Source organism: Caenimonas koreensis DSM 17982, assembly GCF_009646335.1.
Taxonomy (GTDB): domain Bacteria; phylum Pseudomonadota; class Gammaproteobacteria; order Burkholderiales; family Burkholderiaceae_C; genus Ramlibacter; species Ramlibacter koreensis.
In genome coordinates this window covers 151951-163631 of record NZ_WJBU01000004.1, presented here as the reverse complement: position 1 = coordinate 163631, position 11681 = coordinate 151951, and the positions used below count along the sequence as shown (strand labels likewise).

General features: G+C 63.7%; 13 protein-coding genes. 3 read left to right on the top strand and 10 right to left on the bottom strand.

Annotated elements, in window-relative coordinates; all coding sequences use genetic code 11:
* Together GHT07_RS05120 and GHT07_RS05115 are read left to right on the top strand one after the other, a co-directional pair.
* A complete protein-coding gene (locus GHT07_RS05120; RefSeq protein ID WP_194792826.1) occupies positions 1-1116 on the top strand; it encodes an FAD-dependent oxidoreductase in 1116 nt (371 codons plus the stop codon).
* Positions 1117-1288: 172 nt separating this feature from the next.
* On the top strand, positions 1289-1879 hold the full coding sequence (locus GHT07_RS05115) for a carboxymuconolactone decarboxylase family protein (protein ID WP_153583988.1): 591 nt from the start codon (positions 1289-1291) through the stop codon (positions 1877-1879).
* A 9-nt stretch (positions 1880-1888) separates the two neighbouring features.
* Here the strand turns inward: GHT07_RS05115 and GHT07_RS05110 are convergent, their stop codons facing one another.
* The 4 genes from GHT07_RS05110 to GHT07_RS05095 all read right to left on the bottom strand — a co-directional run bounded on the left by GHT07_RS05110 (position 1889) and on the right by GHT07_RS05095 (position 5273).
* Positions 1889-2962, bottom strand: a complete 1074-nt coding sequence (locus GHT07_RS05110) for an SMP-30/gluconolactonase/LRE family protein (protein WP_153583987.1) — start codon at positions 2960-2962, stop codon at positions 1889-1891.
* A 215-nt stretch (positions 2963-3177) separates the two neighbouring features.
* Positions 3178-3798, bottom strand: coding sequence for an esterase (ypfH, locus tag GHT07_RS05105; protein ID WP_153583986.1), 621 nt, complete (start codon positions 3796-3798; stop codon positions 3178-3180).
* Positions 3795-4607, bottom strand: a complete 813-nt coding sequence (locus GHT07_RS05100; protein WP_153583985.1) for a DODA-type extradiol aromatic ring-opening family dioxygenase — start codon at positions 4605-4607, stop codon at positions 3795-3797. Before GHT07_RS05100 ends, ypfH begins: the two co-directional genes overlap by 4 nt.
* 36 nt (positions 4608-4643) lie before the next feature.
* Positions 4644-5273, bottom strand: a complete 630-nt coding sequence (locus GHT07_RS05095) for an NADPH-dependent F420 reductase (protein WP_153583984.1) — start codon at positions 5271-5273, stop codon at positions 4644-4646.
* A gap of 119 nt (positions 5274-5392) precedes the next feature.
* On the opposite strand from GHT07_RS05095, the gene GHT07_RS05090 reads away from it, so the two are divergent.
* Positions 5393-6304: a LysR family transcriptional regulator gene (locus GHT07_RS05090; protein WP_153583983.1), complete on the top strand. Its 912-nt coding sequence runs from the start codon at positions 5393-5395 to the stop codon at positions 6302-6304.
* Here the strand turns inward: GHT07_RS05090 and xrtE are convergent.
* The 6 genes from xrtE to GHT07_RS05060 all read right to left on the bottom strand — a co-directional run bounded on the left by xrtE (position 6293) and on the right by GHT07_RS05060 (position 11568).
* Complete coding sequence (xrtE, locus tag GHT07_RS05085; RefSeq protein WP_153583982.1) at positions 6293-7963, bottom strand: exosortase E/protease, VPEID-CTERM system; 1671 nt, start codon at positions 7961-7963, stop codon at positions 6293-6295. The two genes, GHT07_RS05090 and xrtE, sit on opposite strands and share 12 nt — an antisense overlap.
* Positions 7964-7966: 3 nt before the next feature.
* Entirely contained in the window at positions 7967-8131 is a 165-nt protein-coding gene (locus GHT07_RS05080; protein WP_153583981.1) for a hypothetical protein, read from the bottom strand.
* Between the two features lie 98 nt (positions 8132-8229).
* Positions 8230-9348, bottom strand: coding sequence for a UDP-galactopyranose mutase (gene glf, locus GHT07_RS05075; RefSeq protein ID WP_153583980.1), 1119 nt, complete (start codon positions 9346-9348; stop codon positions 8230-8232).
* Positions 9349-10017 carry a DUF1345 domain-containing protein gene (locus tag GHT07_RS05070; protein WP_153583979.1) on the bottom strand — a complete coding sequence of 223 codons (669 nt, stop codon included), beginning with the start codon at positions 10015-10017 and terminating at the stop codon, positions 9349-9351.
* A 72-nt stretch (positions 10018-10089) separates the two neighbouring features.
* Positions 10090-10614 carry a carboxymuconolactone decarboxylase family protein gene (locus GHT07_RS05065; RefSeq protein ID WP_153583978.1) on the bottom strand — a complete coding sequence of 175 codons (525 nt, stop codon included), beginning with the start codon at positions 10612-10614 and terminating at the stop codon, positions 10090-10092.
* Between the two features lie 12 nt (positions 10615-10626).
* On the bottom strand, positions 10627-11568 hold the full coding sequence (locus tag GHT07_RS05060; protein WP_153584030.1) for a Bug family tripartite tricarboxylate transporter substrate binding protein: 942 nt from the start codon (positions 11566-11568) through the stop codon (positions 10627-10629).
* Between the last annotated feature and the right edge of the window lie 113 nt (positions 11569-11681).

Below are 11681 nucleotides of genomic sequence, written 5' to 3'. Positions count from 1 at the left end.
ATGAAACGTCTCATTCTTCTGGGCGGCGGCCATGCCCAGCTCGGCGTGCTGGCAAGCCTTGCCGAGCGGCCCATGGCCGGTTGCGACGTGCGCCTCGTGACGCCGTTCAGACGACAGATCTACTCCGGCATGTTGCCCGGATGGATCGCCGGTCACTACCCGATTGAGGCATGCGCGATACCGCTCGATGAGCTGGCGGCGCGTGCTGGCGTCGTGTTCCACCAAGCCGCTGCCGTCGCAATCGATCCAACCCGAAATTCACTTCGCTGCGATGACGGCGCCGACCTGCCGTTCGACCTGCTCTCAATCGATACGGGGCCGGTGGCGGCAATCACCGACCTGCCCGGCGCTGCGCAGAACGCGCTCGCGATCCGGCCGATTGAAGGCTTTGTCGCCGCATGGCCCTTGCTGGTCGATCGCATGCTCGGCGTCTGCCGGCGCTTTGACCTGGTCATTCTCGGAGCGGGCGCCGCCGGTGTTGAACTGGCGTTCGGCATCCACCACAGCGCCATGACGCAGGGGTGGTCGCATGTGCGAGTGACCCTCGTCGGATCGGACGTGCTGCCGCTCGAAGGCTCGCCGCACAAGCTGCGGCGGCAAGCTGCAGCATTGCTGGCCCAGCGCGGAATCGGCTGGCTCGGCGGGCGAAAAGCCCAGCGGATCGAGCCGAACCACATCTGCATGGAGGATGGCGCTGCCATCGACTTCGACGCCTGCCTCGTCGTGACAGGTGCTGCAGCGCCGACGTGGCCACGCACGGCCGGACTGGACACGGACGAACGCGGTTTCATCCGAGTCGGCCCAACGCTCCAAAGCGTGTCGCATCAGCACATTTTTGCTGCGGGGGACATCGCCGCCTATTCGCATCCGCGCCCGAAGTCCGGCGTGTTCGCTGTCCGGGCGGGGCCGGTCCTTGCCCACAACCTGCGTGCCGCGTGCGAAGCTCGCGCGCTCCAGGCGTGGCAGCCGCAGCAGCGCGCGCTCTACCTCATCAGCACAGGTAACCGCCACGCCTTCGCCTCGTGGGGGCGCTGGGCCTGGCATGGCCCATGGGTCTGGAGCTGGAAGGACCGGATCGACCGGCAATTTGTCCGGCGATTCCGCGCCACCGGCTGAAATCGCGCATGCCGGTGGCCCGACAGTGTCAGGGCGAGGCGGCAAGCGCCGCACCGGGCATGGCATTGACGACGGACTCCCCTCGAACCAGACAAAGCAGATGCAACGTCATGGTGAGGAGCACCCTCCTATGATGATGGACCAGATTGCTCTCCCGCGAAAGAAGCCCCACATGCCTCGCCTGCAACCGCTACCGCCCGAGACCACGCCCGAGCTGAAGGGCCATTTCGACTTCTTCCTCGGCACGCTAGGCTTCACGCCGAACAGTGTGCTGACGATGCAACGCAAGCCGAAGCTGGTGCAGGCTTTTGCCCAGCTCAATGCAGCGGTGATGGATCCAGATGGCGAGGTGGAGCTTGGCTTTCGGCGGCTCGTGGGGCACGTGGCGAGCAAGGCGGCGGGTTGCCTGTATTGCCAGGCGCATACGCTTTTAGGCGCCCACAACTTCGGTGTCAGCGACGAGAAGCTTGCTGACGTGTGGAACTATGCCAACAGCCCCCTCTACAGCGAGCGCGAACGCGCCGCGCTCGACTTTGCGCTGGCGGCGGCAGCACAACCGAACGCCGTCACTGACGAACTCTTCTCGCAATTGCAAGCGCATTGGAGCGACAGCGAGATCGTTGAAATCCTTGGCGTCGTGGCGATGTTCGGATTCCTCAACCGCTGGAACGACACGATGGCAACGCCGCTGGAACAAGTGCCTCTCCAGGTCGCGCAGCAGGCTGCCGGCGAGCGCGGCTGGGCACCTGGCAAACACGGCTGAGCAGCCCGCTTACCGCGCCATCCACCCCAGCGTGCGGCTGTGCAAATTCTGGATATACAGCCGGTCACCCACCTCTGTCACACCCGTCGCTTCCGGGTACGCAGCCGCAGGGTCCTGCAGGCTGGCCACCACCTTGCCGTCTTCAGTGAAAGCGAACACATGGCCGTATTCCTTGGGCAGCGGCCACAGGGCGCGCGGCAGGCGCAACACCAGCTTGCGCAGGAAGGGCTTGCCGGACAGGTTGTCGTTATCGGCCGTGCGCGGCTTCACCAGGCCGACCCAGATCTTTCCATCGCTGCCGCGCATCAGGTTGTCCGGATAGCCGGGCAGGTTCTCCATGAACACTTTGGCGCCCTCGCTTCCAGCAATGTCCACTTTCCAGATGCGATAGCGGCCTGTGTCACTCACAAACAGCGATCGCTCGTCCTGGCTGAGCGCAACGCCGTTTGAAAACGCAAAGCCCTTGGCGATGGTGCGCGTCTTCTTCGTCGCGGGGTCGTACTCCAGCACGCGGCCTGTGGCACCGCCTTCCAGGATTTCCAGCACGCTCGCTTCGAACACGCCGCCGTGCGTGCGCGGGCCGAACCGTGTCGATGCATCGCTGAAATAGATCTTGCCGTTGCGTGCCACGGCCACTGCGTCTGCATAGCGGATCGCATCACCATCCACCGCGTCTGCCAGAACCGTCACCTTGCCGTCGGGCGCTACCGACACCAGGCCGCGCTCTGCGTCAGCGCCGATCAGGTTGCCGGCCGCATCAAAGTCAAAACCCAGGATGCGGCCCCCAGGCCGCGCGAAGACTTCCAGGCCAGTGCCATCGGCGTTCATGCGCAGGATGTTGCCGCTCGACACGGCCGTGTAGAGCTTGCCGTCGCGCCCCAGCGCGAGATGCTCGGGGCCGCTCTCGCCTTTGAGGTCAATCTGCTTGAGTGATGCGAGCCGCTGGTTGGTGGCGAATGCGCCTGTGTAGCCAGGCATCGCCGGTGCGGGCCACGCGATGGGCTCGATGGGTACGGGCCAGAGTGCGAAGTACGCGACGAGCGTGACGACGACGAACCCGAGTGCCGCGAGTATCCTTTTCATGGTGTCTCCTCTTGTTGCCAGGCATGCACTCACGCCATGCACTGCGCATCGTAGCGCTGCGCTCACGCAACCAGCACCTCAACGGTCTCGGCCACCATGCTCGCTGGCTGTTGGCACCCTGCGCCGCTCAATACGGCCGAACCCCACGTGATGCATGAACTCGCGCAACATCACCAGGCTCGCCGACTGATCGTGGTCATGTATAGGCGCAATCACTACTTCAGATAGCCCGTCACCAGCTCGACCACACGCATGTCAATGCCATGTCCGAGCGAGGGGACGATATCGAGCGTCACCTGCGCACCCAGTTGCTTCAACTGAGCTGCCCCACGCTTGCTGTTCTCCGCGGGAACAACCGCATCGCTGTCACCGTGAATCATGTGGAATACGGTTGCATCGCGCGGCCTCATCACCTCAGCGGCAAACCGGCCGGCAAGCGACACCACGCGCCGCGCAAGCACCGGCTCGCACTGTGTTGATTCCAGCGACATGATCGCGCCTTGCGAGAAGCCGACCAGCGTCGTTGCCTCAGCTGAAACGCCCGCTTCGCCCTGCCAGTGAAGCACCGCCTGCTGAAATGCAGGCATCACCTGCGCGATACGCCCTGGCCTGTTCTCCTCGGTAACGCCCCGCACGGAAAACCATTGACGCCCCGCGCCGATGTCGGATGCGAATGGTGCCTCCACGCTTACGACCATGGCATGCGGCATCGCCTTCGCGATCAACCCGCCAAGCGGCGCCAGGTCGCTGGCAGTGGCGCCCACTCCGTGGAACAGCAGCACCAGCCCGGCCACCACAGCAGGGCGCGCAACAACGATGGACTTGTCTTCACTCATGCGGGCTGCCTTTCGGCTTCCAGTATCACCGCACGGCCAAACACAAACGAGTCCATCGACAAGACACCATGCTCAATGCCGCCCTCCAGCACCGTCACAGGCAACGCCTGCGGTGCAGCACCTGCAGCCACGAGCAGCGGCAGGAAATGTTCCGCCGTAGGGTGCGCACGTGCGGCATGCGGCGCATCGCGAAGTGCGCCCACAAGCCGCGCAGCGTCACCGCCCTGCACCGCAGTGCGAATCCATTGCGCGAATTCGCGCGCATAGGGCTCTTCACGCGTTGTGCCCTGCCGAAATTCGTAGAGGTTGTGCGTCAAGCTGCCCGAGCCAATCACGAGCACGCCTTCTTCACCGAGCCAGGCGAGCGCTTGCCCGAGCCGCAGCGCTGACTGCGAATCCAGCGAGCGCGGCATCGACACCTGCAGCACCGGAATATCCGCGTGAGGAAACATGTGCAGCAGCGGCACCCACGCGCCGTGGTCCAGCCCGCGCGTGGCATCGAGCGATGCGTTCCATCCAGCGCGCTTGAACCTGTCCACGATCAGGCTCGCAAGTTCCGGCGCGCCCTTTGCGGGGTACTCGATGTCATAGAGCGCCGCAGGAAAGCCACCGAAGTCGTGCACCGTTTCCGGCTGCTGCACGGATGTGACGCTGACGCCAGCCGTCATCCAGTGCGGCGACACAACCACCACAGCGCGCGGCTTGCCCAGCGCACGGCCCAGTGCGGCGAGCTTGGGGCCTGCGATGCCCGGCTCGATCGCGAAGGTAGGCGCGCCATGCGACACGAAGACCGATGGAAACACTTGCATCACATCCTTCTTTCTTCCAGAACTTAACCGGTTGGTTTACTTGGCCGATATCCAGGTCGGCGCAACGCTCGTTCCAAGGCCAGCGCCATAGCCGAAATAGATGTTCAGCCCGGCCAGCGGCTCCAGGTAGCGCGCGTTCTTCAGCCCGCCCACATCCATCGTCTTGAAGCCCATGCTCTCGGCCAATGAAACTGCCGTCTGCTTCGCGCGCTCGCTATCGCTGGCAACAAACACGGTGACCTTCTCGCCACCAAGCTGCGCGCCAGCAGACAGCACTTGCGCGAAGAGCGTGTTGAAGCCTTTGACCACTTGCGCGCCCGGCACGGCGAGCGCGATCTGCTCGGCTGCCGACGTGCTGTGCCCCATCGTCAAGCCCATGTAGTCGGGCGTCAGCGGATTGGTGATGTCGATGACCACCTTGCCGCTCACATCGCCGAGCGACTGCAGCGCTGCAACTGCCTGCTCATAGGGCGTGGCAAGCACGATCGCATCGCTGCCCTGCGCGGCGGACTTCACGTCCACTGCCGACACGCCTGTGTATTGCGCAGCAAGCTGCGCAGCCTTGGCCGCATCGCGCCCCGTGACGCTGACGACATGCCCCGCCGCATGCAGTTGCTTGACGAATGCAGAGCCCATGTTGCCCGAGCCGATGACGGTGACTTTCATGCCGATTCCTTTGCGTGTTGAGTGAATGGTTTGACTCTAACTATCTAGGCACTGAAGATAAACTACGCCAAAATTGATTGACTGTTCCGTTTTTTGAGTCAATTGCAAAGGCAGCCCTCATGGATCGCTTTCTTGAAATGCGCGTTTTCACCGCTGTCGTCGATGCAGGCAGCTTTGTGAAGGCGGCGCAATCGCTCGACCTGTCCAAGGCTGCCGCGTCGCGCATCGTGGCTGACCTGGAGGCGCGGCTGGGCGTGCGGCTGCTGCATCGCACCACGCGTCGCCAGTCGCTCACGGCAGAAGGCGAAGTGTTCCATGCGCGATCGAAAGAGCTTCTCGCCTCCGTCGACGAAGCCGAGGCAGAGGTCACCGAGCGCACGGGCCGCGCCGTTGGGCTTCTCAAAGTGAGTGCGCCCGTCAGCTTTGGCATGCTGCACCTCGCGCCCCTGTGGCCCGGCTTCATGCTGCGCCACCCTGAGGTGGAGCTCGAAGTCAACCTCTCTGACCGCATGGTGGACGTGGTGGAAGAAGGCATCGACGTTGCGGTGCGAATCGCGCGGCTGCGCAACTCGACGCTCGTCAGCCGCCAGCTGTCATCCACACGGCTGGTGCTCTGCGCCTCGAAGCGCTACCTGCGCAAGCACGGCACGCCGCGCCATCCGAATGACCTCGCGCAGCATCAGGTGCTTGCCTACAGCCTGCTCGCCACGGGAGACACATGGGAATTCACCGGCCCCGATGGCGTGGTGTCCGTGCGCGTGAGGCCGCGCCTGCGCACGAACAGCGGCGATACCTGCCGCGCTGTAGCACTCGGGCACGAGGGCATCATCCTGCAGCCCTCATTCATGGTCGAAAGCGACCTGGAAAGTGGCGCACTGGTTGAGGTGCTGCCGCAGTACAAGTCGCTCGAACTGGGCATCTACGCCGTGTATCCCACACGCAAGCACCTGTCGCCCAAAGTGCGGGCGCTCATTGACTACCTGGCGGGATCGTTGGCGAAGAAGGCCTGGGGTGCCCTCTCACCAATATGACCATTGCTCGCCCACCATGACATACACCGCGATCAGCAAATTCGTCGTTGCGTGGGCAACCACTGCATCAGTGATCCGGCCGCGCACATAGAGCGCGCCCGCATAGGCAACCCCCGCGAGCGCCGCCGCGATCCACGCGCCGTGCAGCAACCCGAACGCGCAAGACGATATGGCGATGGCTGAGGTGTAGCGCAGCCACTCAGGCGCATCGCCAAACGCGAGCAGCAGCCGGGACAACAGGAAGCCCCGGAAGGCAAGCTCCTCCGCAAGCGGAACGATCACGACGCTGCCAACCACACGCGCAATAAGCCACAGGCCCACCAGCCACGCGGGCGCAGCGAACAGCGCCGCTGCAAACGCCTGCGACTTCGCTGGCTCTGCGGGGATCATCACTATCCACAGAATGAAGACCACGATGCCGATCAATGGCGGCCAATGGTTCAAGTCCAGGCGCGCCAGCGGCAGCCTGCGTGCGTACCACGCGAGTGCCGCAGCAGCAGCCGCTGCGCGCACCGGGTAGAGCCAGTCGAACGTGGCGGTGAACAGCAACGTGAACAGCCCCATGGCCAACAGCACCAGCTGCGGCACCAGCTGGATGTCTTCATCCGACAGCGGCCTGCTGGTTGCTTTTGCCCTGGTGGAAAACAGCGCCGAGCGATCCACGAAGGCAATGCAACCGACGGTCACACCCATCAGCAGCACCCAGCCCGCCGCCGAATGAAAGCCCTGCACTGCCACCTCGGGCTGACCCATGGCACCAATGGCCATCAGCACGGCGATGCGCACACCATTGAGCAGCCAGATCAGCCCCATCGCGGCTGGCACCATCACCAGCACCTGCGGGTAACGCAGATGCTTGCGACCTGCGTAGAGATAGGCGCTGATAAAAACGAAGACCAGCCCGATACCGGCGTAGCCCAGGCACGACGGCGCCATCTCAACCGCGAACGAGCCGATGGACAACGTGCGGGTTGCGGCATCCATGGACGTATCGAATCCCCACCAGTGATCGATCGTGCGCGCCACGCCAGTCGTCGGCGCAAACAGCAGATCGGCAATCACGCGCTCGATGTCAGGCAGAAAGTGCGACGCGAGCTTGTAGCCAACGGCTGCGAACAGGACAAAGCCGAGTTCCCAGCGCTTGCTGCGCAGCGCTTGAGCCCACACCTGGCGCGGCGCGACAAGCAGCGCGGCGGACGCCGCCCACATGAGCAGTGCCGGCATCACGATCCATGGCAGCAGCGGCGGCCACGCTGCTGCGTCTTTCGGCGGTGCCAGCAACAGGGCCGCCACCGACGCGATCAAGGCGCCGGCCGCCAGATGCGTACCAGCAACCAGAGCCAGTGTTGGGATTTGTGTGCGCTGCGCAGCCAACCGCAGCAGGCTGGGCGCGAGCACGACGGCTGCGCCAATGCCCAGCAGCGCAAGATTTTTTGGAAGGACGCCGATGAAGCCCCAGTAGCGCCAGTGCGTACCGATCGTGCGAAGAAACATCAGCCGCTCGCCAAAGGCGTAGTCAAACGCCGCGAGTTCGCACCCGACGATCAAAAGCGCGAACAAAGCTACCCACAGCCGCCGCAGGTCAATGCTCGAAGCGTCCCATCGCGGCTCCTGCGCCGCGCTCGCGTTGCCTGCGATGCCGGTCGCTGCCGGCCGCACCGTTTACTTCTTGCGCTTGAGCAGATACACGAGGCCGCCCATCAGCGCGATGGCCTGCAGCGACAGCGCGCCATCAATCTCGGGAACGCTGGAGACTGCGAATGCGTGAGCTGGCAAAAGTGCGGCAACGCAAAGCAGCGCCACAGTGGTCAAGGTTTTCTTGGACATCTTGGTCTTCCGGAGTTTGTCGGTAACACAACCGCAGTCAGCGGAACAACGTGATTTTTCTCACGCCCGGGCCAGTCTGTATCGAAGTGAAACAGGTGTCAAGGGTGAAAGCTGAATGATTGCGCCGCCGCAATCGTCTTGAACGCCGTCAGCGCCTGGGCGACCACCTGGTCCATGTTGTAGTAGCGGTACGACGCGAGCCGGCCCACAAACGTCACGCCCTGCAGCTGTTCGACCTCGGCTTCGTACTTGCGGTAGAGCGCGGCGCTCTCGGGTTGGGGCACCGGGTAGTAGGGCTCACCGCTGGCACTGGGGTACTCATACACGATCGACGTGCATGCATGCTCCTGCCCGGTGATGTGCTTGAACTCGGTCACGCGCGTGTAGGCGTGGTCATTCGGGTAGTTCACGGTGGCCGCCGGCAGGTATTGCGCCTGCTGCAGCGTCTCGTGCCGGAACTGCAGGCTGCGATACGGCAGCTTGCCGTGCCTGTGGTCAAAGAACGCGTCGACCGGCCCGGTGTACACCATGTGCTTGTGCGCGACCGCATGCATCACGCTGCGGTAATCGGTGTTGAGCATCACCTCAATGTTGGGGTGCGCGAGCATCTTCTCGAACATGCGCGTGTAGCCGTGCAGCGGCATGGCCTGGTGCTTGTCGGTGAAATAGCGTGAGTCGCGATTGGTGCGCGCTGGCACTCGTGCGGCCACGCTCGCATCAAGCTGCGACGGCTCGAGCCCCCACTGCTTGCGCGTGTAGCCGCGATAGAACTTGTTGTACAGCTCGCGGCCCATCTTGCTCACCACCACGTCTTCCGATGTCTTGATCTCGGCTTTGTGTTCAGCAACAGATGCAAAGAACTTCTCCGCCTCTGATGACGTGAGGCTCCACCCATACAGCTTGTTGATCGTGTCGAGGTTGATTGGCATTGGCAGCAGCTGCCCGTCCACACTCGCGAGCACGCGGTGCTCGTACGCACGCCACTGCGTGAACTTCGACAGGTACTCGAAGATATTGTCGGAATTGGTGTGAAACAAGTGCGGCCCGTAGGGGTGGATGAGCACACCTGCCGCGTCACAACAGTCGTAAGCGTTGCCACCGATATGCGCCCGCTTGTCAACCACCAGCACGCGCTGGCCGAGCACATTCGCAAGCCTCTCTGCGAGCACGCTGCCCGCAAAGCCTGCCCCCACGACCAACGTGTCGAACGAGCCCAATCAATGCACCCCGGCAACACTCGCAGCGATGTTGATCAGCAGGCCCAGGATCGCCAGGTTGAAAAAGAAGCTCAGCACTGACTGGGCCAGCACCACGGCACGCATGGCCGTGGTGTGCACCACCACATCAGAGGTCTGCACGGCAACGGCAATCGTGAATGCGAAGTACATGAAGTCCACATACGAAGGCGACTTGATGCCATCCGGAAAGACGAGCGGCTGCCGGTGCGCCGGCGCTGTGTAAAACAGATGCGCGTAGTGAAAGGTATAGAGCGCGGCCAGCAGCAGCCACGAGCCCATCACGGTCAACACCGTGATCACATACACGAAGAGTTGCGTCTGGCCGCTGTCGCGCGCATGCGCCATCTCAACCATGATGGCGGCCACGCTCAACACAGCCGCCGTGCACATCAGTATCAGCAAGCCCGCGCTGCTCGCGTCCTCCTGCTTCGCGATGGTCCGCACGCCTTCTGCATTGCTGCGCAGCATGAGCCAGCCCAGCGCGACCAGATAGGGCCACACGCCAAGATTCCACGCCACCAGCACACGGGCCGTGAAGGTCCATGCCTCGGGCAGGAAAAAGAAGGCAGCTGTGCCCGCAGCAGCGGCGGCAAGCAGCCGCGGGCGGTGCAGCCCCACGTGACGAAAACGACTGGCAAGCGAACTCATTCGATCGAGCGTACCACCGGAGATTGCGGCAAGCGTTGTCTTCAGCCGGCGTCAGCTGCCCGCACCGCTGCGCTAACGCTCCACCTCGATCTGCATCGCCTCCAGAAACCGCGACACCATGTTGTAGCCCGCGATGGTTGCTGTCAGCTCCACCATTTCGCGATCGCCGAAATGCCGGCGCACATTTGCGAAGACGTCGTCAGGCACTTGCACTTGCAGCGTCATGGCCGTGGCATAGGCCAGGGCATCACGCTCGCGCGGGTTGAATTCACCCGACTCCGCCCAATTCGCCAACGCGTCGATCTTCGACTGCGGCACGCCCTCTTCCAGCGCGACGGGCGCGTGCTGCGCGAACTCATAGGGCGCGCGGTTGAGGATGGCCACGAGCAAAATCACCAGCTCGCGCACACCACCATCGAGGATGCAGCCCGTGCGAATCGCGCCGAACATCGCATTCCATCCGCGAGCCAGCGGCGCACTGTGCAGCAGCAGTTTGTCGAGGTTGAGCAGCTCGCCGCCGCGCCGCTCTTTCACCATGTTGACGAGCGCAGCGTCCACACCCGGCGTGGACGCATCTACAAATTCAAGTCGTGCCATGTTTTGCCTCCTTCAGTCGGCCACCGCGCCGGTTTCCTTGACGATGCGACCCAACCGCACCGTCTCAGTTCGCACGAGAGCGCCAAACTGCTCGGGCGTGCCGCCGACGACGGGCGAGCCAATCGCTTCCCAGCGCTTCTTGATGGCCGGATCGGCAAAGATCGCGTTGAACGTTTCGTTCAGCTTCTTGATGATGGGCGCGGGCGTTGTGCCAGCCACGGCAATGCCATGCCACGCCGAGAAGTCAAAGCCCGTCATGCCCAGCTCTGCCAGTGTTGGCACATCAGGCAAAGCACTGCTGCGCTTGGCCGTGGTCACGGCGATGGGCCGCAGCTTGCCTGCGGCAATATGCGGCAGCGAGCTCGCGAGGATGTCGAACATGATCGGCACCTGCCCGCCCAGCACATCGTTGAGCGCGGGGCCTGCGCCCTTGTACGCAACGTGCTGCATCTTCACGTCGGCGCGCCGCTTGAACAGCTCGCCCGCCAGGTGTTGCGGCGTGCCGTTGCCGGCAGATGCAAAGTTGTACGCATCGGGCTTCGCTTTCAGCGCGGCGATAAATTCCTTGAGGTTCTTCGCGTCGACCGACGGATTGACTTCCAGCACCAGCGCAAACGCCGAGATCTGAATCACAGGCGCCAGGTCCTTGATCGGGCTGTAGGGCAGCGATGAATACAGGCTGCCGTTCACGGCCATCGGCCCGCTTGCCGCCAGCAAGATGGTGTGGCCGTCAGGCGCTGACTTCGCGACTTGGTCGGTGCCCAGGTTGCCACCCGCGCCCGCGCGGTTGTCCACCACCACCGGCACGCCCAGCCGCTTTCGCATTTCAGGCGCGAGGATGCGGGCCATCAGGTCGGTCGGCCCGCCGGGCGGATACGGCACCACAAAGCGGATCGCTTTGCCCGGTTGCGGAAAGGCGTCGGCAGCGTGCGCGGTGCCGCTGGCCAGGAGCATGGCGAAAGGCGCGGCCAGCGCGAGCGCGGCGGCCTGGAATGTGCGTCGAATCAAGGCAGTCTCCGGGGTCAGAATGTTCGCATGCTACCCCGGCCCGGGCGGGCTTGCAGCCG